16 protein-coding genes are annotated in these 20,296 nt (G+C 73.4%); 5 read left to right on the forward strand and 11 right to left on the reverse strand.

All coding sequences use genetic code 11. The features are described from left to right. The first annotated feature begins 117 nt into the window (after positions 1-117). The 4 genes from MILUP08_RS05345 (at position 118) to MILUP08_RS05360 (ending at position 5,240) form a co-directional block, all read left to right on the forward strand. The gene (locus MILUP08_RS05345; protein ID WP_007455460.1) at positions 118-3,768 is read left to right on the forward strand and encodes a sensor histidine kinase; all 3,651 of its coding nucleotides are present in this window, start codon (positions 118-120) and stop codon (positions 3,766-3,768) included. Further along, positions 3,765-4,169 carry a roadblock/LC7 domain-containing protein gene (locus MILUP08_RS05350; RefSeq protein WP_007455462.1) on the forward strand — a complete coding sequence of 135 codons (405 nt, stop codon included), beginning with the start codon at positions 3,765-3,767 and terminating at the stop codon, positions 4,167-4,169. Before MILUP08_RS05345 ends, MILUP08_RS05350 begins: the two co-directional genes overlap by 4 nt. Positions 4,170-4,267: 98 nt before the next feature. Beyond that, complete coding sequence (locus MILUP08_RS05355) at positions 4,268-4,645, forward strand: DUF742 domain-containing protein (protein ID WP_007455464.1); 378 nt, start codon at positions 4,268-4,270, stop codon at positions 4,643-4,645. 1 nt (position 4,646) lies between these two features. Then, on the forward strand, positions 4,647-5,240 hold the full coding sequence (locus tag MILUP08_RS05360) for a GTP-binding protein (RefSeq protein WP_007455465.1): 594 nt from the start codon (positions 4,647-4,649) through the stop codon (positions 5,238-5,240). A 275-nt stretch (positions 5,241-5,515) separates the two neighbouring features. On the opposite strand, the gene MILUP08_RS05365 is transcribed toward MILUP08_RS05360, so the two are convergent. Both MILUP08_RS05365 and MILUP08_RS05370 read right to left on the reverse strand, forming a co-directional pair. After that, positions 5,516-7,933, reverse strand: coding sequence for a hypothetical protein (locus MILUP08_RS05365; protein ID WP_039905418.1), 2,418 nt, complete (start codon positions 7,931-7,933; stop codon positions 5,516-5,518). 39 nt (positions 7,934-7,972) lie between these two features. Next, positions 7,973-8,947 (reverse strand): hypothetical protein, encoded by a 975-nt coding sequence (locus MILUP08_RS05370; RefSeq protein ID WP_007455467.1) that lies wholly within the window; start codon positions 8,945-8,947, stop codon positions 7,973-7,975. Between the two features lie 159 nt (positions 8,948-9,106). On the opposite strand from MILUP08_RS05370, the gene MILUP08_RS05375 reads away from it, so the two are divergent. Further along, on the forward strand, positions 9,107-9,448 hold the full coding sequence (locus MILUP08_RS05375) for a PadR family transcriptional regulator (RefSeq protein ID WP_007455469.1): 342 nt from the start codon (positions 9,107-9,109) through the stop codon (positions 9,446-9,448). Positions 9,449-9,479: 31 nt separating this feature from the next. Here the strand turns inward: MILUP08_RS05375 and MILUP08_RS05380 are convergent, their stop codons facing one another. From MILUP08_RS05380 to MILUP08_RS05420, 9 genes are all read right to left on the reverse strand, one after another. Next, positions 9,480-10,154, reverse strand: a complete 675-nt coding sequence (locus MILUP08_RS05380; RefSeq protein WP_007455471.1) for a permease prefix domain 1-containing protein — start codon at positions 10,152-10,154, stop codon at positions 9,480-9,482. A 68-nt stretch (positions 10,155-10,222) separates the two neighbouring features. Continuing rightward, positions 10,223-12,049, reverse strand: coding sequence for a thiol reductant ABC exporter subunit CydC (gene cydC, locus MILUP08_RS05385; RefSeq protein ID WP_007455472.1), 1,827 nt, complete (start codon positions 12,047-12,049; stop codon positions 10,223-10,225). After that, positions 12,046-13,722, reverse strand: coding sequence for a thiol reductant ABC exporter subunit CydD (gene cydD, locus MILUP08_RS05390; RefSeq protein WP_039905421.1), 1,677 nt, complete (start codon positions 13,720-13,722; stop codon positions 12,046-12,048). Before cydD ends, cydC begins: the two co-directional genes overlap by 4 nt. Continuing rightward, positions 13,719-14,726 carry a cytochrome d ubiquinol oxidase subunit II gene (locus MILUP08_RS05395; protein ID WP_007455476.1) on the reverse strand — a complete coding sequence of 336 codons (1,008 nt, stop codon included), beginning with the start codon at positions 14,724-14,726 and terminating at the stop codon, positions 13,719-13,721. Before MILUP08_RS05395 ends, cydD begins: the two co-directional genes overlap by 4 nt. A 20-nt stretch (positions 14,727-14,746) precedes the next feature. Continuing rightward, entirely contained in the window at positions 14,747-16,000 is a 1,254-nt protein-coding gene (locus MILUP08_RS05400) for a cytochrome ubiquinol oxidase subunit I (protein WP_007455478.1), read from the reverse strand. A gap of 338 nt (positions 16,001-16,338) precedes the next feature. After that, positions 16,339-17,244 (reverse strand): M56 family metallopeptidase, encoded by a 906-nt coding sequence (locus MILUP08_RS05405; protein ID WP_007455482.1) that lies wholly within the window; start codon positions 17,242-17,244, stop codon positions 16,339-16,341. A 10-nt stretch (positions 17,245-17,254) separates the two neighbouring features. After that, positions 17,255-17,719: a BlaI/MecI/CopY family transcriptional regulator gene (locus MILUP08_RS05410; protein WP_039905425.1), complete on the reverse strand. Its 465-nt coding sequence runs from the start codon at positions 17,717-17,719 to the stop codon at positions 17,255-17,257. A 324-nt stretch (positions 17,720-18,043) separates the two neighbouring features. Beyond that, complete coding sequence (locus tag MILUP08_RS05415; RefSeq protein WP_007455489.1) at positions 18,044-18,868, reverse strand: aldehyde dehydrogenase family protein; 825 nt, start codon at positions 18,866-18,868, stop codon at positions 18,044-18,046. Then, on the reverse strand, positions 18,861-20,291 hold the full coding sequence (locus MILUP08_RS05420; protein WP_007455491.1) for an aldehyde dehydrogenase family protein: 1,431 nt from the start codon (positions 20,289-20,291) through the stop codon (positions 18,861-18,863). The genes MILUP08_RS05415 and MILUP08_RS05420 overlap by 8 nt, the downstream gene beginning before the upstream one ends. Positions 20,292-20,296 lie beyond the last annotated feature (5 nt).

The raw sequence follows: 20,296 nt of genomic DNA on the forward strand, positions 1-20,296 counted from the left end.
CCTGGGCTTTCTTCTTGTCGACCGGCGTGATGGAATCTCGGGGGTCCGACCCGCCGGGTCGGTCGCTGGGCGTTGCCCGGGGCAACGCGTTCAAGCTGTAATCGCGAGGGCGGTGACGTGAGCAAACGGCCAAAGACGGCGGGCTCCTTCCTGTCGCGGCTGCGCCGGCCGGCCAGCCGGCTCCGGGACATGCCGATCTGGTCCAAGCTCGGTCTCATCATGATCGTGCCGACCATCGCCACGGTCGTGGTGGGCACCAGTGGTCTCGTCGACCACCTGGAGACGCTCAACAATGCCAACCGAGCCGGCGACCTGGCCAACCTGTCGAGCTATTCGGGTGACCTGGTCGACACGCTGCAGGACGAGCGGACCACCGCCGTCCTGCTGCTGCAGGCCACGGGAACGCAGCCGAAGGCGCAGTACCAGGAGGCCTACAACCGGGTGAACTCCCGGGTCGACCAGCGCACGGGCCCGTACCGGCAGCAGCGCGGTGAGGTCGAGGACCTGCCGAGCAGCCTCGAAGGGCTGCTCGACGGCATCGACCAGAACCTGCAGGAGCTGCCGGGCGTCCGCAGTCAGGTGTTCAACGGCAAGCTCAAGCTCGCCGAGGCCATCCAGGCGTACGAGGGTCTGATCAACGACCTGCTCGCCATCCGTGACTCGGCCACCCAGCTCGCCGGCAACAGCGACCTGAGCGACCGGATGCGCGCCGCCGCCGCGGTCGCCCGCGAGAAGGAGTTCCTCGCCGTCCGCCGCGTCGTCGTGCACCGCGCGCTGGGCGTGCAGGGCGGCCAGCGCCTGACGCCGGCGCTGCGCACCGACTACATCGCCAGCGGCACGGGCCAGCAGCAGGCGCTGCAGAGCTTCAAGGCCGTCGCCACCCCGGACGAGGCGAAGTTCCACGACCAGACGGTCGCCGGCGGCGACCGTCGTGAGGCGCAGAACTACGTCGGCTGGATCGACGGCAACACCACAGGCGACATGCGCGGCGCCCCGTTCGGCCCGGACCAGTGGGACTCGGCCATGACGGCCAACGCCAAGCTGATCCGTACCGTCGAGACGAAGCTCGACAGCGACGTGGTCGCCGAGGCCGACAACCTGCGCTCGGACGTTCAGCGCCAGGTGTTCCTGGAGACCGGCCTGCTGCTCAGCATGCTGCTGCTGTCGATCCTCTTCGCGTACCTGGTCGCCCGCTCGATGGCCCGCTCGCTGCGTGAGCTGCGCCAGGGTGCCCTCTCCGTCGCCCAGTACGGGCTGCCGCAGGCGGTGGCCCGACTCCGTGACCCGCAGGTCGTCGGGCAGCTCTCCCCGGTGCAGCTGGCCAACCAGATCGCCGAGCCGCTGCCGGTCCGCAGCAAGGACGAGTTCGGTCAGGTGACCGAGGCGTTCAACGCCGTCCACCTGGAAGCCGTCCGGACGGCCGCCGAGCAGGCTGCTCTGCGTGCCTCCGTCGCGACCATGTTCGTCAACCTGGCCCGTCGTTCGCAGATCCTGGTCGACCGCCTCATCGGGCACCTCGACCGGCTGGAGCGTGGCGAGGAGGACCCGGACCGCCTGGCCGAGCTGTTCCAGCTCGACCACCTGGCCACCCGGATGCGCCGCAACGACGAGAACCTGCTCGTCCTCGCGGGCGCCGACTCCACACGCGTGCAGCGCGAGCCGGCCGCGCTCATCGACGTGCTGCGTGCGGCACAGTCCGAGGTCGAGCACTACACCCGGATCGAGTTCGGGGTCATCGACCGTGACATCGAGGTCGCCGCGCACGCGGTCAACGACCTGGTGCACCTCGTCGCCGAGCTGTTCGACAACGCCACCGCGTTCTCTCCTCCGGACTCGCAGGTCATGGTCGAGGCCCGCCGGGTCGGTGACCGCGCCTCGCTCTACGTGGAGGACCGCGGCATCGGCATCAGCCGCGAGCAGCTGCACGAGCTCAACGACAAGCTCGCGACGCCGCCGCAGGTGGACGTGGCCGTCTCCCGGATGATGGGCCTCGTCGTGGTCGCCCGCCTGGCGTCGCGGCACGGCGTCCGCGTCGAGCTGCGCCCCGGCGCGGACCGTGGCACGGTCGCCGACGTGACCCTGCCCACCTCGGTGCTGGTGCCCCGGGCGCTCTCCGGCCGGGTGCAGCAGCCGCCGGCCCTGCCCGCCGCCGGCCCGCAGCACGGTGGACCCTCGCCGGTCCTCGGCGCGCTGCCCGCGCTGGGCAACGGGCCCCGTCCCGGCGAGTCCGGCAACCAGGTCACCCTGGGCGGTAGGCCGTTCGACCCGGCATCGCGCAACGGCGCCGGCACGCCCGCCAACACCGGTGCGTACCGTTCGATGCCCGCCTGGTCGGACCTCACCGGCGCGAGCGCGACGAACGGGGTCAACGGCGGCGACGGGTTCACGCCCCGCACGGCCAACGGCCAGTCCATCGACCCGCTGCCGCAGCGCCGGGCCGGCGACGAGCCGACGACCACCGGTCAGCAGCCGACCATCCCCCGGCAGCTGCCCAGCAGCCCGGAGGCGTACCCGTACTCCGCGCCGCCGGTCTCCGCGCAGCCCTACTCCGGTGCGCCGGTCTCCTCCTCGCCGGCATCCGGCCAGCCGTACTCCGGTCAGCCCTACTCGGGTGCGCCGTACGGCAGCCCGCCGGTGTCCGCCGCTCCCGCCTCCGGTCAGCCGTACGCCGGTCCGCCGGTGTCGGCGTCGCCGGTCTCGGCCTCCCCGGCGTCCGGTCAGCCGTACTCGGCGCCGCCGGCCTCCGGCCAGTCGTTCAGCGGCTTCACGCCCCGGTCCGCCCCGCCCGCCCCGGCGTCCAACGCCCCGGCCCCGCCGGCCTGGCCGCCGGTGCCCGGCGGCGAGCGGGACGCGCAGACCCCGCCGGTTCCCGAGCGGCTCGCCGCCGCTCTGGACATGACGACGGAGCTGCCCCGGATCCCGCGCCCCGGCGACCAGCCGAGCACCGCGGCCCAGCCGCCGACCCGGGCACCCCAGCCTCAGCAGGCCCAGGCCCCGCAGGCCCAGGCTCAGCAGGCTCCGGCCCCGCAGGCCCAGGCTCGGCAGGCCCAGGCGTCGCCGCCGCAGACCCGACCGACACCGCAGCAGGCCCAGAACCGCCAGCGGTACGCGGACGAGACCATGGAGCTGCCGATCTTCCGGGAGCTCGAGTCCGCCTGGTTCCGTACCCGCCGTCCGGGTTCGGAAGAGGCCGCAGCCGCCGACAAGCCGGCGGCGAACGGCGGTGGCGGTGACGCGACCCAGCAGTTCGCGACGGTCGAGGCCACCGGTCGGGCAGTCCACAAGACATCACCCGGGACGACAGGTAACACGCCGATGGCAGACACTCCGACGGCCGGAGGAGCGCCGCGGGACAACGGGTCGACAGCGAACGGGGGCAACCGCCCCGGGCTCGCCGAGAGCCTGCCGAACCGCCGGCCCCAATCGCAGACCAACGGCTGGCAGACCGCCGCCGACGACGGCTGGCGTGCCGCCTCGGCAGCCGCCACCGCGGTGCCGGTGAACGAGACCACCACGACCGGTCTGCCGAAGCGCAAGCCGATGGCGCAGCTGGTGCCGGGCGCGGTGGAGAAGCCCGCCACCTCGGTCCAGCGACGTTCCCCGGAGGCGGTCCGTGGCCTGCTCTCCGCCTACCACCGGGGCGTGCAGCGAGGGCGTAGCACCTCGGACAACCCGACCAGCCCGGAGGCGACTCCGGGAGGGCAGCAATCCTCGCAGTCTGGCTCAGGCTCAGCGGCCGGGAGCGGGCAGAAGGAGCAAGAAGGATGACAACTACGCAGGATCTTGGTTGGCTGCTTGCCAACTTCGCCGACCGGGTGCCCGGTGTCGCACATGCGGTCGCCGTCTCGGCGGACGGCCTGCTTCTCGCGTCGTCACGGGATCTGCCGCGGGACCGGGCCGACCAGCTCGCCGCGATCGCGTCCGGTCTGGTCAGCCTGACCCAGGGGGCAGCCCGCTGCTTCGAGGGAGGCGCGGTGCTCCAGACCGTCGTGGAGATGGACAATGGCTTCCTGTTCCTGATGTCCATCTCGGATGGTTCGTCCTTCGCCGTACTGGCTGCCCGCAGCTCCGACGTCGGGCAGGTCGGTTACGAGATGGCGCTCCTGGTCGACCGGGTGGGCGACGCCCTGACCCCGCAGCCGCGTGCGGCCGCGGGCATGCTGGGCTGACGTCCCGCCGATCGTGCGGTCGGCGCATTTGAAACGACAAGAACGACGAGTTCCACCGGTGGGAGCCGGTACGGGGTGCGAAGGAGGTGAGCGGCGACATGGCCGATCGTGACGAACCGACCGGAGCGTTGGTCCGTCCATACGCCGTGACCCGTGGTCGAACCCGTCCCCGGCTCGACATCGCGCTGGAGGCGCTCGTCGAGACGACGGTGCGCGGCCGGGCCACTGCCAATGGCAACGGTGGCCAGGGCCGCGAACACCAGTACATCGCCGCGCTGTGTGACGGACGCGTGCAATCGCTCGCCGAGATCGCGGCGCGGATGCAGCTCCCGCTCGGTGTGGCCCGGGTGCTCATCGCCGACATGGCGACGGACGGCCTGGTCGCGGTCCACGAGCCGACCATCCTGGACGACTCCGACGACGCGGTGGGCACTGAACTGCTGGAGAGGGTGCTGAGTGGACTTCGCAGGCTCTGACATGTCGCACCGCCCACCGAACCCGAGTGGGCGCGTGACGTCGGCGAAGATCGTTATCGCCGGTGGATTCGGCGTCGGTAAGACGACGCTGGTCGGCTCGGTCTCGGAGATCACGCCGCTGACCACCGAGGCCATCATGACCTCCGCTGGCGTGGGCGTCGACGACACCCGGCAGGTGCCGGGCAAGACGACGACCACGGTGGCCATGGACTTCGGCCGGATCTCGATCGACCGTGACCTGATTCTGTACCTGTTCGGTACGCCGGGTCAGACCCGATTCTGGTTCATGTGGGACGAACTGGTGCGGGGCGCGATCGGTGCGGTCGTGCTGGTGGACACCCGCCGGCTGGCCGACTGCTTCGCGGCGATCGACTTCTTCGAGCACCGACGGTTGCCGTACCTGGTGGCCATCAACTGCTTCGACGGGATGCAGTACCACGACCCGCAGGACGTCCGGGACGCCTTGGCGATCTCGAGCGACGTGCCGGTGGTGGCCTGCGACGCCCGTAACCGGGAGTCGACGAAGCACGTGCTGATCTCGCTCGTCGAGTACGTGCTCACCATGCGCCGTACGCGCGCCGTCGCCCCGGCCTGACCGGGACGCTCTCGCGCCCGGTGGTGGCCCTGGCCGCCACCGGGCGTTGACTGCTGCCCGGGGTGGGAACGGCTCGCCTCAAGAGATCCCGGCAGGTCTCGACCTCCCCTTCGGGGGCGGTCTCCTGCCGGGATCTCTTTGCGTTTGCACCCCGGTGGGTCGAGCCGCCGTACCCGCGTGTGCGCAGGGCCGCTCTGGTTGGCTCCTGAACGCACTTCCGCCCCCAGCCGGTGTGCCGGTTGGGGGCGGAAGAAACGCGTACGGGAGAGGCGCGCTCAGGACTGGTAGCCGGCCGAGCGGTACTCGTACTCCCGGTCGTCGTCACGGTCCCCGTGGTCGCGGCTGAAGTCCCAGCCACCGGCGGCCTCCCGGCCCGGCCGGCCACCCACGGCGAACCCGCCGATCTCCTGCCCGCGACGCCAGCCGCGGAAGTAGCCGGTGGTGTTCTCCGCGAGGCTCGCCGCGTCACGCACTATGCGCAGCGGGCGCTCCTCGCGCAGCGGGGAACCCGGGACCAGATTGGCCTGTGGGACGCGCTTCGGCAGCCCGGCGTTGGTCTCGGCGCCCACCGCGGGACGGGCGGCCTGCTCGGCGGCCTGCCATCCGGTGTCGGCAGTGGTCGACCAGTCCAGGTCGGACTCTTCCTCGGTGTGCCCGACGAACCACGCCGACTTGGCCTGCGCGAAGATCAGCAAGTCACCGTCGCCCTCGTCGGCGACCGGCGGCGGCCGGTGCTCGACCGGAGGTGCCGGCCGACGCTCCAGCGGGGGAGGCGGCCGGTGCTCGGCGGCCCGCTCGACGCGGGGCGCCTGACGGTCGTTGCGGGCGGCCTGCTCCCGGTCGACGAGCCGCAGCGGCGGCGTCTCCAGGCGGGGGTCACCGGGGGGCGGGTTGAGCCCCTCCCGCAGTGCCCGGTCCGCCAGCGGCGGCGGCTCGACCAGCCGCAGCATGGGCGGCTCCTGGGGCAGGTCGTCGGCCAGCCAGGGCGGCGTGACCCGACCATCGGCCCGACCCGGGTCGGTCGGGGCCTCGACGCGGCCACCGCCGTACGGGTAGGCGACCGGGTTGTTCGGCGAGCTGTCGGCCGGGTCCTCCGGGTTGTTGACCAGGGGCCAGTTCGCCCGGGAACCCGGGGGTGCCGACTCCTGACCCGGCCGGGGGGCGGGCACCGGAATGCTGAGGTCGGTGGCGCTGAACCCGCCGGTGGGCGGCTCCTCGACCGGCCGCTGCACGTGACTCTGCCGCTCGCCGTTGGTCTTCGGGCGGGGCGGAATGACAGTGCGCTGCCGCTCGGCCCGCGCGTGGTTGATCGCGGCCGTGGTGAGCGTCGGTCGGAACGGCTCGCCCGCCTCCGCCGGCGGCACGGCGCCGCGCTGGGCCGGCGCGATGGGGGTGATCCCCGGCGGCGGGGGCGGCGGCGACGAGACCGGCCGGTTGGTCGGGCCGTCGATCCGGCTCGGGGTGGGCTCGGCACGCCCGGGAGGCGCGGACACCGGCGGGCCGGCGACCGCGGCCGGTGCGATCGGCGCGGGTGCGACAGGCGGCGGGGTGACCGGGGCGGGTGCGACAGGCGGCGGCCCGAGCGGGCGCGGCGACGCCAGCGGGGCGCTGCCCGGTGCCGGCTCCGGTCGGCTGCGTCGGCCGGTGACGGGTGTCGGCTCCGCGGCGACCGGGGTCGGCCGGACGGAGCGCAGACCGGCGCTGGTGCCGGCGAGGCCGGTCAGCTCGCCTACCGACTCGCCACGACGGGCGGCGGCCCGGCGGCCGGGGGCCGGTGCGGGCGTGCTGACCCGCGCGCTGAGCGCGCTGACCAGGGCCTCGCAGCCGGCGTCGCAGGCGCGTACGGAGGCGACGGCCTGGCGGACGGTCTCGGCCACGGCGGAGGTGAGCGCCCGGTTGACGGCGGCGCGGCGCGGCGTCTCCGAGATGGCGACCCGCAGCGCGGTGACCGCCTCGTTGATCTCTTCGGCGTCGGCGACCCCGTCCGCCGCGAGATGCGCGGCGATGGCGTCCGCGGCGACTGACACCTCGCGGCCGCGGGCGATGGTGCCGCCGAGCATGCCCGGCTCGGGCAGCGCGTCCAGCACTGCCAGCGACACCGGCTCGGCCGGGTCCGGATAGGCGCGCAGGGCCGCCGGGTAGAGCTCGCGCAACACCTCGCGCAGCGCCACTGCGGCGGAGTGCCGGCCGCTGGCCAGGGCGGCGTGCGCGGAGAGCACCTGCTTGTAGCCGGCGAGGTCCCGGGGAGCCGGCAGCGTGACGGCGGAGAGCGCGCCGGCCTGCAACGCGCGGGCCAGACCGACGGCCCGGCGCTCGGCCGGGGGTGACTGCATCTCCTCCAGCGAGTCGTCGTCGGCGAACCGCTCGGCGAAGTCGTCCACCGAGTCGTCGTCGGCGATCGCCAGGGGTCGACCCGCCGCGCTCAACAGCGAGGTGACCGTGTGGTCGTCGCTGTCGGCGGCGATGGCCGCACCGCTCGGCCCGCCCGACCGCTCCACGAGCAGCGCGACGAGCTGGGCGTAGCCAGCCGCGTCGTCGCCGATCTCGCAGACATGCAGCAGACGGCCTGCGTCGTCGACCACAGCGGACGTCAGCGTCGAACCGGCCGAGGCCGGTCGGTCAGCCGGATCCGCCGAGGCCAGACCGCAGTAAACGCGCACGAGCGCCACGGCGTCGTCCTCCTCCCGGGACAGGTCTTCCTACTGCCAGCAACTGATGCTCCCCGGTACGGGTCAGTCGCGCCAGTCCACCACCGCAGAGATCTTGCCGACAATGGTGCGCCAACCCAAACTCGCGGTCTGTGCCCCGATCTTCTTCAACCGACGCCGGCCCATGAAGGCGCCGATCCCGCCGTTGGCGGTGGCACGCAGCGCCTCGTCCAGGTCGTCGAGGCTGGAGCCGGCGGAGAGCATGTCCAGAACCGCAGGCAGGCGCAACGCGTACGACAGGTCGCGGGCGGCCTCGCCGGCCTCGATCAGCAGGGTCGAATCCCAGCTGTCGTGACCGCCGCGCAGGTTCTCCACGACGAGGTCGAGTTCGTAGGTGTCCTCGTCGAGCGGAGCGATGTCGGCCGGCTCCACCCGTTCGGACAATTCATTCCAGCTGTCCAGTTGAGACAGATCGTTGGGGGCCCCGGAACGGATGAAACTGACAAGCGACTCGGGGGTCTTGAACAGCAGCAGCTTGCCCCGGTGACTGAGGAAGACCGGCACCTCCTCGTCGTCCGCCTCGTCGGTGGCGTCCTCGGCCTCGGCCTCGTCGTCATCGTCGGCGGTCGCGTCGGCGTCCGTGGCGCTGTCGCGGCGACGGCGTGACGACTCGTCCTCGTCGCTGTCGGCGAACTCCTCGGCCAGCTCCTCGTCGAGGATGACGACGGTCTCGTCGTCCTCCTCCTCGATCACCTGCCGGCGGGCGAGGAACGGGTCGTCCTGGTCGCGCTCGGTCACGTCGGTCGGGGTCAGCGACCCGGCCGGCCGGTACGCCCGCAGCGTGAAACCGGTGCCGGCGGGCAGGGCGATCTCCACCGGGTCGATCCGCACCTCGTCCCAGAGCGACCGGTCGGCCGACGCGCGGGTGGTGTCGTCGGCCTCGTCGGCCTCGTCTGGCTCGGCCGGGCCGGTGGTGTCGTCGAGCTCGGGCTCGTCGGCGTCGGGCCGTTGGGGCGACTGGCGGGCCACGCTGACCTCCGTGTGCTTCGGGTTGCCCACCCGCCGGCGTCTCGACCGACGAGTGACTCTGGGCACATACCCTAGTCGGCGGCTCGGGAAGCCCGGTGCCCGCACCCCGGTGGCCGGCCGGGCGACGTGTCGGACCTGCGCGTGCGCGACGGTGGCGATCCGGGCGTTCGACAAGTAGCGTAGCTACACATGAAGGCCCAGGCGCTGCACGGCCACCTCGACGCCCTTCTGCTCGCCGTCCTCGAACAGGGCGCGCTGCACGGATACGCCATCATCGAGTCCCTACGGGCGCGCAGTGACGGCAGTCTCGACCTGCCCACCGGCACGATCTATCCGGCGCTGCGCAGGCTCGAGCGCGCCGGTCACGTGGCGAGCACCTGGAGCACTGTCAACGGTCGGGAGCGGCGGACGTACCAGCTCACCGACTCCGGCCGCCGGGCGCTGGCCGGTGAGCGCGCCGGATGGCAGGAGTTCCGCGTGACGGTCGGCCGCTTCCTCGACCCCGGCAGTCCGCCCGTCACCCCCGCCTGAGCCGCCGGCGGCCGGGCGATAATGGGCCGGGTCAGCGGGCGGTGGCCCGCAGCCAGACACGCGCGGCGCGGGTCAGGGAGAAGTACGCCCCACCCGCCACCACCATGCCGACGATCATCGGCGGCCACGTCAGCGCCGCGTCCCACAGATCGATCGACCAGGTGAAGAGAGCCCCGCCGGCCACGATGCCGAGGGCCAGCGTTCCGGTCAGGGCGGTGCCCACCGCACGCTGCGCCGCCGCCAGGCCGGGTCGCGATGATCGAGCGCTCGCCCAGACCACCAGCAGGCCGGTCACGGCCAGCAGCAGCTCACCGAGCCAGATCCAGTCGACCGAGGCGGACAGCAGCCGGTAGAGCGCCGGAGGCTGCGGCCCCGCGCTCCAGCTCGCCCCGCGCCAGGTCAGGTCGCCGGCCGCCACCAGGACCCCGGCCACGGCCAGCATCCGCAGGGACAGGCCGCGCAGGGCGGCCACCGCCAGCTCCGCCTGCCAGGAGGGCAGCAACTGCGCCGGTGAGCCGAACTCGGCCACCGCCCGGCGCTGCGCCTCCGTGGGCGGCACACCGCTCTCGCGGTACGCGTCGACGGCGTCCAGCAGATCGTGCCGCGCCTCGGTGAGCAGGTCGGTCTTCAGCCGCGCCGGCCCCTGCAACCGGGACTCCAGCTCCCGCAGGTGCTCCTCGACCAGGAAGCCCTCAGCATGCCGCATGACACCAGACTGCCACGGACGCGAGGGCACCCACGTCGGGGAGAACCCTGGTCCGTCCCCGAAGCGGGTCAGGGAGCGAGGGCCAGGTACCCGCGCTCGGCCGCCACCTGCAGAAGCCACTGGTCCCGGTACCAGCCGGGGGCCGCGACCAACTCGGCGTGCCGGCCGCGCTGGATCACCCGGCCGCCGTCGAGGACGACGATCTCGTCCAGGTCGGCCAGCCCGCTGAGCCGGTGACTGATCAGCAGGACCGAGTGCCCGGCGGGGGTGGCCGCGAGGGCGGAGGCGAGCACCGCGTCGGCGGCGGCCGGGTCCAGCCCCTCGGTGGGCTCGTCGAGGACCAGCACCGGCGGCGCGGCGAGCAGGGCGCGGGCCAGCGCGAGTCGTTGCCGCTGGCCGCCGGAGAGCTGGCCGCCCTCCTCGCCGACCACTGTGTCCCAGCCGGCCGGCTGGGCGCGTACCCAGTCCAGCAGGCCGGCGGCCGTCACGGCTGCGGTCAACTCGTCCTCGTCGGCCCCGGCCCGCCCGAGCAGCAGGTTCTCGCGGACCGTGGCATGGAAGACGTACGCCTCGGCGAGCAGTCCGCCGACGCTGCGGGGCAGCTCCTCCTCCGCGTACGTGCCCAGGTCGCGGCCGGCCAGCGTGACGTGGCCGGAGGCGGGTCGGACCGCCCCGGTCAGCACGGCGGCCAGGGTGCTCTTGCCGGCGCCGCTCGGACCGACGACGGCGATGCGCCGCCCGGCGGGCAGGTCCAGGCTCACCCGGTCCAGTGCCGGTGCGGCGCCGGTCCGGTACCGCACGCTCACCTCGACGAAGCGCAGGTCGTGCGGGTCGGCCGGGTCGGTGACCGGAGGAGCGGGCGAGGGCGTGGGAGTGGGAGTGTCGGCGTCGAGGAGGGCTGCCACCCGGGCCAGGCCGGGCCGCAGCTGGGTCCACTGCCGGGCGGCCGAGACCACTGCCAGCGCCACCTCCACGGCGGCCAGGGTGCCGACGGCCAGCACCCCGACCAGGACGCCCGCCACGTCGGACGCCAGCGCGACAAGCACCACCGCGGCGGCGGTGAGCCCGGCGACCAGCACTCCGGCGGCGTCCACCGCGAAGCCGGTGGCGGCCAGCCGGCGCTCCAGTCGGGCCAGCCGGCCGGCCCGCTGCTCGGCGGCGCGCAGCGCGGCGTCGGTAGCCCCGAACGCGGCCAGGTCGGCGGCGCCGTGGGTGAGGTCGACGGCGTCGGTGGCCAGGGCGCCGCGCAGCGGGGCCACCTCGGCCGCGCTGCGCCGGGTGATGACGGTGGCCAGCGCGGGCAGCGCCACAGCGGCGACCACGAGCCCGAGCGCGAGCACACCGGCGGCCGGAGGCGAGATCAGCGCCGCCCCGGCCACCGCCAGCACGCCGACCACTGCCGCCGCCGAGGCGGGCACCAGCACCCGCAGCAGCAGGTCCTGGACCGCCTCGACGTCGGAGACCAGCCGGCTCAGGACGTCCCCCGAGCGGTGTTGCGCGTCGCGACGGGCCGTGAGGGTGGCGAAGACCCGGGCCCGGACGTCGGTGATCATGCGGAGGACCGCGTCGTGCCCGGCGAGTCGTTCGGTGTAGCGGAACACGCCCCGGCTGATCGCCAGCGCCCGGACCGCGACGATCGCCACGGTCAGACGGTCCAGCGGAGGCCGCCCGGCGGCGCTCATCAGCAGCCACGTCGCGGTGGCCATCAGGGCGAGCCCGGCGAACTCGGTGGCGGCGGCGAGCAGCCCGGCGCCGGCCAGTCGACCCAGGTACGGGCGGGCCAGCCGCAGCACCGCGCGCTCGGCGGTCAAGCGCCCGGCCACCGCGTCGGCCGACTCCGGTACCGCGTCCAGCGGACCCGGACCTGTCGCCGACGACTCGGGTGCCGCGCTCATCGGGTCGCCTTGCCTGTCGGTTCGGGCGTCAGCTCGGTGACCCGGCCGTCCTCGATGCGCAGGATCCGGTCGGCGTCGGCCAGCAGCGCCGGCCGGTGTGCCACCAGCAGCGCCGTCCGTCCGGTGACCAGCCGGCGGGTGGCGTCGAGCACCACCGCCTCGGCGGCCGTGTCCAGCCGCGCCGTGGGCTCGTCGAGCAGCACCACCGGGGCGTCACGCAGGAACGCCCGGGCCAGTGCGACGCGTTGCCGCTGGCCGCTGGACAGGCCGTGCCCGCGCTCGCCGAGCAGCGTGGTCAGCCCGTCGGGCAGGCCGGCCACCACGTCGTCGAGGGCCGCGTCGCGGACCGCGGCGGCGAGTGCCTCGGGCGGGGTGTCCGGTGCGCCGAGCCGGATGTTGTCGGCGAGCGAGGCGGCGAAGAGGTGGGCGCGCTGCGGCACCCAGGCGAGCTGCCGACGCCAGGCGTCCGGGTCGGCGGTGGCGAGGTCGACGCCGTCGACGGTGATCCGGCCGCTGGTCGGGGTCACGAAGCCGAGCAGCAGACCGAGCAGGGTGCTCTTGCCGGCGCCGCTGGGCCCGATGACGGCGATCCGTTCACCGGGTCGGACGGTAAGTGTCACGTCGCGCAGCGCGGTGGTCCGCTCGTACGTCACGGTCACGGCCTCGAACCGGATCTCACCGCGACCGTCCGGGGTGGCCGCGCCCTCTGCGGCGCGCGGGGTGGCCGGCGCGGCCGAGACGGTGAGCGCCTCGTCAAGCGCGGTGAGCCCCTCCATGCTGGCGTGGAAGCGGCTGCCGGCGGCCCGCAGCGGCAGGTACGCCTCGGGGGTGAGCAGCAGCACCAGCAGCGCGGTGTGCAGGGCCAGGCCGCCGCCGAGCAGCCGGATGCCGACCGGCACCGCGACGAGGGCCACCGAGAGGGTGGCGACCAGCTCCAGCACCAGCGCGGAGAGGAACGCGATCCGCAACGTCTTCATGGTGGCGACCCGGTGCCCGTCGGCCATCCGGCGGACCACCTCGGTCTGCGCCCGGGCCCGGCCGAACGCCCGCAGGGTGGGCAGCCCGGCGACCATGTCCAGGAAGTGCCCGCCCAGCAGGGCCAGCCGACGCCACTGCCGTTCGGTGGCGGCCTGCGCCTGCCAGCCGAGCAGCGCCCCGAAGACCGGGATCAGCGGCAGCGTCAACGCGATGATCAGCGCCGAGCCCCAGTCGGCGACGACGATGCGGGCCAGCACGGCCACCGGCACCGTCACGCTGAGCACCAACTGCGGCAGGTACCCGGTGAAGTAGGCGTCCAGCGCATCCAGGCCGCGCCCGGCGAGCGTGGCCAGCTCGCCGGCCCGCTGCCCCGCCACCCAGCCCGGCCCGTGCCGTCCCACCGCGCCGAGCAGGTCGGCCCGCAGCGTGGCCTTGACCGTGGCGGCGACCCGCGCGGAGACCGTGCCCTGTGCCCAGACCAGCGCCGACCGGGCGGCGACCGCGACCACGAGACCCGCAAGTGCCGACCGGTTCAGCCGCCCGTCGAAGGCGGTGGCCAGCACCGAAGCCAGCGCGGTGGCCTGCGCGACGATCAACGCGGCGGCGAGCACCCCGAGGAGCGCGAGCACGGCAAGATCGCGCCGGGCCGCGGGGACCCGACGCAGCAGACGCGGGTCGAAGGGACGGCGGTTCACCAGTACACCGGTGCCCTGCCTTCGGTCCGTCCCCGGAAAACCCACCAGCACATCGCCTGGAAGCCTAGTAGGGCCGGCAGCAGCGGCAGCGCCACCCAGCCAAGCAGCCGCAGCGTCGGCGCGCTGGCGGCGGCGTCGGCCACCGTCAGCGAGGCGCCCGGGTCGGCCGTGGACACCAGCACGTAGGGCCAGAGGGCCGCGCCGACAAGCGCCACCGGCAGCGCCAGGGCCGCGCCGGTGGCGATCAGGGCCCACCCCGGCCGCCGCCGCGCCAGCGCCGCGCGGGCCGCCAGCAGCGCCGCCACCAGCAACACCGGCAGGAGTACGCCCACCGCCGGTCGCTGCACGGCGTCGCGTACCCGGGAGGACAGCAGGCCCACGACGGTGGCCGCGGCGACCGCGCAGAGCGCCACCGGCACCAGCCGGCGGGCTGTGCGACCGGCCACGGCGGCGGCGTCGACCGGTAGCCGTAGCGTGAGGAAGGTCGCACCGTGCACCGCCACCAGGGCGACCATGGTCAGCCCGACGATCGCCGCGAACGGGGTGGCCAGGTGCGACACCCCGGCGACGTGCCCGTCGGCCTGGCGGGGCACGCCCTGCAACAGCGCGGCAAGCACCACGCCCCACCCGAGCGCGGCGAGCGCGCTGCCGACCACGATGACCCGGTCCCAGCGGGCGCGGACCCGCTCGTCGCTCGGCCGGCTGCGCAGTTGCACCCCGGCGGTGACCAGGATGACGCCGACGAGTGCACCCGCGACCGCCGGGTAGCAGCCGGCGAGCAGTTCGCCCTCCAGCACCGGGAATGCGCCGAACAGGATGCCCACGGCGGCGACCAGCCAGACCTCGTTGCCGAGGAAGAACGGGCCGAGGGCGGTGAGCGCGGCCCGCCGCCCGGCCGGGGCGCCGCCCCGGGCGAGCAGCAACCCGACGCCGTAGTCGTAGCCGGCGAGCACGAGGTAACTGGCGAAGAAGAGGCCGAGCAGGGCGTACCAGGTGAGGTCCACGGGTGAGTCTCCTCAGTCGCTCAGGCGAGGGCGGGTTCGGGGTGGGCCGGCTCGCCGGGCGCTGCCGGTGGGCGACCGAGGGCCGGGTCGGCGGCGCCGCGTCCCGCGTGCCGGGCGAGCAGCACCCAGTTGGTGACGGCGAGGGTGCCCAGCAGCAGGCTGAAGCCGATCAGCGAGGCGAGCATCACCGGCGCGCCGACGGGGGAGACCGCCTGGTCGGTGGGGAGCAGCCCGTACGCCACCCAGGGCTGGCGGCCGACCTCGCGGGCGATCCAGCCGAGGATCACCGCGACGAACGGCAGCGGCACGGCGAGCAGGACGAGCCAGAGCGGGAAGCGCAGCCGGATGATCCAGTCCCGGAAGAGCAGGGGCAGCAGCAGCCAGACGCAGCCGAGGGTGAAGCCGATCAGGATCATGAACCCCAGCCCGACGCTGGACAGGACCGGCGGGGTGTAGTCGCCGGGGCCGAACCGGGTGGTCCACTCGGCGATCAGCGCCCGGGCCTCCGGGCTGTCCCCGCCGAACTTGGTCGGCTGCACCGAGCCGACCGGGCCGAACTGGGCGAAGCCGAAGCCCTGCACCATCGTGATCGCCAACGCCGCCGTGACGAGGCCGATCCGCAGCGAGGTGCGGAAGAGCGCGAAGTCGGGCGTACGCCGGATCAGGTGCCAGGCGCTGACGGCCGCCATCAGCATCCCGCCGACCAGCAGCCCGGCGGAGACCACGTGCCCGAACGCCATGCCGAGGCTGGGGTTGGTGAGCAGCGCGCCGAAGTCGGTGAGGTGGGCGATCCCGTCGCGCACCTCGTACCCGACCGGGTGTTGCAGCCAGGAGTTGGCCACCATGATCCAGAAGGCTGAGGCGTACGCGGTGAGCGCCACGCCCCACAGCAGCGCGAGGTGGGCGCCCTTGCGGAGCCGGTGCCAACCGAAGATCCACATTCCGAGGAACGTGGACTCCAGGAAGAACGCCACGAGCGTCTCGATCGCCAGCGGCGCGCCGAAGACGTTGCCGACGTAGCGCGACAGGCCGCTCCAGTTCAGCCCGAACTGGAACTCCATCACGATGCCCGTGGCGATGCCGAGCACGTAGTTGATCACGTAGAGCTGGCCCCAGAAGCGGGTCAGCCGCTCCCACTTCGGGTTGCCGGTGAGCACCCAGGCGGTCTGCATCCCGACCAGCAGCGTGACCAGCCCGAGCGTGACGACCACGAACAGGAAGTGGATCGACGTCGTGGTGGCGAACTGCAGGCGGGCGAGGAGCAGCGTGTCCATGGCCGGCTCTCCCTAGCTGTCGGCTCCCTTGTCGTAGCAACCCTACACGTAGCCAGCCTACATAAGAAGGCTACTACGCGTTGTCGTAGTTAATGCTACGACGAGGCGTAGTAGATATGCGTATCGGGAGGGTGTGATGACGCCTTTGCCAGACGGTGGCCACCCGCCCACCCTCGGTGCGCCGCCTTTGCTCTGCTTCAACCCACGCAACGGTTCTGCCGCGAATGTGGTGCGCGGGTTGAAGCAGAGCAAAGGGAGACTCGGCCACCTGCCCGCCCCGCCGGCGACACCACGCCGTCACCCCCGGCAGCGGGGCGGAGGTGGAGCGGGTTGGCGCGTCAGCTCAGGAAGAGGGTGACCGGGAGAGCGACAAGGGTGGCGGCCACCGCGAGGGCCGCGGCGCCGAGAACCCGGGGCGGCCGGTCGGCCACGAGCAGGCGCTGGACGCGTACGTCCAGGTCGCGGTCGCCCAGGCCCAGCGCGCCGGCCGGAGTGACCCGGTGCCCGGCAGCGGCGAAGCGGCGTAGCGCGCCCGCCAGCGGTGCCTCGGCGTGCAGCTCGCGTGCCTTGTCGTCGGCGCGCATCTCGACCAGCAGGGCGACCCGCTCGTGCGCGTCGCGGACCCAACCGAACCACGGCAGGGCCCGGCACAGCGCGGTGAACGGCAGCAGCACCAGATCGTGTCGTTCGTGGGCGTGCGCGCGCTCGTGGGAGAGCACGGCGGCCAACTCGGCGCGGTCCAGCAGGCTCAGCGTGCCCGCGCTGACCACCACCTGCGGCTTGACGCCCGGCAGGCAGTACGCGGCGGCGCTCGGATGGTCCAGGACGAGCGCCCCCGGCGCGGCCGGGTCGTCCCGGGCCACCAGGGTGAGCAGGTCCCGGTGCCGGCGCTGGGCGCGGATGGTCCCGTGGATGCTGCGGGCGGTAGTGGTGACGAGCACCGCCCCGATGCCGAAGCCCACCCCGACGCCGGCGAGGTGGAGGGCTGTCACTCCGATCGGCAGGCTGCCGTGGACGAGGTCGGTGGTCAGGGCGAGCAGTGCGCTGCCGGTCGGCAGGTCGTACGCGGCCAGCCCGAGGGCCATCGGCAGGCCCATCGCGGAGAGCCCCAACGCCAGCCCGACGGCCTGCCAGCAGACGATCGCCACCCGCGGGCTGCGCCACGTCCAGGTGGAGCGGGCCAGCACCTGCGCGGTCAGATAGCAGGCAAGCATGGTGGCGGCGAAGTGCACGGCGTAGGCCATGGCGCGCGCCCTACCGCTCCGCTGCCTCGCCGGCCGGCCGCCGGCCCACCGGCCGATCCACCCGGTCGGTCAGGGCGTCGGCCCCGCCCGTGGCGGTGTCGGCGGAACTCAGCCCCGCCTCGCTGCCCAGGGCCGCCCGCAGCACCTCGGCCTCGGTGCCGGTCACCGAGCGGGCGAAGCGCACCAGCGCGGCGTCCCGACTGCCGCCCAGGTCGAGAGCGTCGAGCATGAGTTGCGCGATGTGCGCCTCGCGGCTGGCCGCCGGCCGGTAGCGCCAGGCGCGGCCCTCCCGCTCCCGCTGCACCATGCCCTTGCCGGCGAGCCGGTCCAAAACGGTCATCACCGTCGTGTACGCCAGCTCGCGGCCGTCGAGCGCGTCGGCCACCTCGCGCACGGTCACACCGTCCGACGTGCCCGGGACCACGTCCCACAGCACGTCCATCACCGCACGCTCAAGATCGCCCAACCGAGTCACAAACCCAATCCTACCCCCGGTAGTAGACCCCCACCCCGCCCTGCCCCACCCACCCCACCCTCAGGGCGGTGATCATGAGGTTGACGTGGCCGAGCGAGATCAAACACCCCGCCAACCCCATGATCACCAACCAGGGGCCGGCACGCCGCCGACCGGCAACCCGACCCGAGGCAGAACCCCCAGGCTGACCCACCCGACGAACCCGGCCCACGTCAGGTTTTCCGGGGGGAGCCCGCCCACGCAGGGATCAAGCCTGACCGCCCGGAGTGGGCGGGCTCCCCCCGGAAAACCCTCCCCAGGAAGGAGAACCAAAGGCCGAAACGACTACACCCCCTTGGGGTGCCACACCGTCTTCGTCTCCAACAGCGTCGTCATCCGGGTCACGCCGGGATCGACCGTCCAGTCGTGGTCGGCCGGGGCCGGTCGGAGGACCCGCTTGAGGTTCTCCGCGGCCTTGACCTCCAGCTCGCCGGCGAGCGTGGCGTCGGTCACCCCGGTCAGGTCGATGGCGTTGACGTCCATGTGCGCCGCCAGCGCCGGCGCGGTCTCGGTGATCGCGCCGGTGAGGATGTTGACCACCCCGCCGGGCAGGTCGGAGGTGGCCAGCACCTCGGCCAGCGTCACCGCCGCCAGCGGCTCGGACGGCGAGGCCGCCACCACCACGGTGTTGCCGGTGACGATCGCCGGGGCGATCACGCTGACCAGGCCGAGCAGCGCCGGGCGTTCCGGGGCGACCACGGCGACCACGCCTGTCGGCTCGGGCGCGGAGATGTTGAAGTACGGTCCGGCGACCGGGTTGGCGCCGCCGTACACCTGGGCGAGCTTGTCGGCCCAGCCCGCGTACCAGACCCAGCGGTCGACCGCGGCGTCCACCTCGTCGCCGGGGATGCCCAGGGCGACGAACTGCTCGCGGCGGCCCTCAAGCATCTCGGCGGCGCGGTAGAGGATCTGACCTCTGTTGTACGCGGTCGCGCCGGCCCAGCCCTTGACGGCGGCGCGGGCGGCGACCACCGCGTCCCGGGCGTCCTTGCGGGAGGCCAGTGACACATTCGAGGACTGCACGAGATACGACCGTCCCGACTCGCTGCGCGGGAACTTCCCGCCGATGAAGAGCTTGTACGTCTTGCGTACGGCGACCCGCTCAGACATTGAGGTACCCCTCCAGCCCGTGCCGGCCGCCCTCGCGACCGTAGCCCGACTCCTTGTAGCCGCCGAACGGCGAGGTGGGGTCGAACTTGTTGAACGTGTTGGCCCAGACGACGCCGGCGCGCAGCCGGTCGGCCATCCAGAGAATCCGGGAGCCCTTGTCGGTCCAGATGCCTGCCGACAGCCCGTACGGCGTGTTGTTGGCCTTCTCGACGGCCTCGGCGGGCGTGCGGAAGGTGAGCACCGACAGCACCGGGCCGAAGATCTCCTCGCGGGCGATGCGGTGTGCCTGGGTGACGCCGGTGAAGATCGTCGGCGCGAACCAGAAGCCACGGTCGGGCAGCTCGCACGGCGGGGACCAGCGCTCGGCGCCCTCGGCGGAGCCGGCGTCGGACAGCTCGCGGATCCGCTCCAACTGGGCGGCGGAGTTGATCGCGCCGACGTCGGTGTTCTTGTCCAGCGGGTCGCCGACGCGCAGGTGGGCCATCCGCCGCTTCAGCGACTCCAGCACCCGGTCGGCGACGTTCTCCTGAACGAGCAGGCGGGAGCCGGCGCAGCAGACGTGCCCCTGGTTGAAGAAGATGCCGTTGACGATGCCCTCGACGGCCTGGTCGATGGGCGCGTCGTCGAAGACGATGTTGGCGGCCTTGCCGCCCAGCTCCAGGGTCAGCTTCTTGCGGGTGCCGGCGACGGACCGGGCGATGGCCCGACCGACCTCGGTGGAGCCGGTGAACGCGACCTTGTCCACGCCGGGGTGCTCGACAAGCGCGCGGCCGGTGTCGCCGGCGCCGGTGACGATGTTGACCACACCTGCCGGCAGGTCGGCCTGCTGGCAGATCTCGGCGAACAGCAGCGCGGTAAGCGGGGTGGTCTCGGCGGGCTTCAGCACCACGGTGTTGCCGGCGGCGAGCGCCGGGGCGATCTTCCACGCCAGCATGAGCAGCGGGAAGTTCCAGGGGATGACCTGCGCGGCCACGCCGATCGGCTGCGGGTTCGATCCGAAGCCGGCATGGCCCAGCTTGTCGGCCCAGCCCGCGTAGTAGAAGAAGTGCGCGGCGACGAGCGGCAGGTCGACGTCGCGGGACTCGCGGATCGGCTTGCCGTTGTCAAGCGACTCCAGGACGGCCAGCTCGCGGGAGCGTTCCTGGATGAGCCGCGCGATGCGGTACAGGTACTTCGCCCGGTCGCGGCCCGGCATCGGACCCCAGACCTTGTCGTACGCCTTCCGGGCGGCGCTCACCGCACGCTCCACGTCCTGGGCGCCGGCCTCGGCGATCTCGGCGAGCACCTCCTCGGAGGCGGGGTTGATCGACTTGAAGCTGCCGCCGTCGGTCGGGTCGACGAACTTACCGTCGATGAACAGCCCGTACGAGGGCTTGAGGTCCACCACCGAGCGGGACTCGGGGGCGGGTGCGTATTCGAACATCGGCT

Source organism: Micromonospora lupini str. Lupac 08 (assembly GCF_000297395.2).
GTDB classification, from domain to species: Bacteria; Actinomycetota; Actinomycetes; order Mycobacteriales; family Micromonosporaceae; genus Micromonospora; species Micromonospora lupini.

Coding starts and splice junctions, on each gene's coding strand:
- MILUP08_RS05360 (WP_007455465.1), top strand. CDS start 4,647: ATGTCGCACCGCCCACCGAACCCGAGTGGGCGCGTGACGTCGGCGAAG.
- MILUP08_RS05355 (WP_007455464.1), top strand. CDS start 4,268: ATGGCCGATCGTGACGAACCGACCGGAGCGTTGGTCCGTCCATACGCC.
- cydC (WP_007455472.1), bottom strand. CDS start 12,049: ATGAGCGCGGCACCCGAGTCGTCGGCGACAGGTCCGGGTCCGCTGGAC.
- MILUP08_RS05350 (WP_007455462.1), top strand. CDS start 3,765: ATGACAACTACGCAGGATCTTGGTTGGCTGCTTGCCAACTTCGCCGAC.
- MILUP08_RS05375 (WP_007455469.1), top strand. CDS start 9,107: ATGAAGGCCCAGGCGCTGCACGGCCACCTCGACGCCCTTCTGCTCGCC.
- MILUP08_RS05405 (WP_007455482.1), bottom strand. CDS start 17,244: ATGGCCTACGCCGTGCACTTCGCCGCCACCATGCTTGCCTGCTATCTG.
- MILUP08_RS05420 (WP_007455491.1), bottom strand. CDS start 20,291: ATGTTCGAATACGCACCCGCCCCCGAGTCCCGCTCGGTGGTGGACCTC.
- MILUP08_RS05400 (WP_007455478.1), bottom strand. CDS start 16,000: ATGGACACGCTGCTCCTCGCCCGCCTGCAGTTCGCCACCACGACGTCG.
- MILUP08_RS05380 (WP_007455471.1), bottom strand. CDS start 10,154: ATGCGGCATGCTGAGGGCTTCCTGGTCGAGGAGCACCTGCGGGAGCTG.
- MILUP08_RS05415 (WP_007455489.1), bottom strand. CDS start 18,868: ATGTCTGAGCGGGTCGCCGTACGCAAGACGTACAAGCTCTTCATCGGC.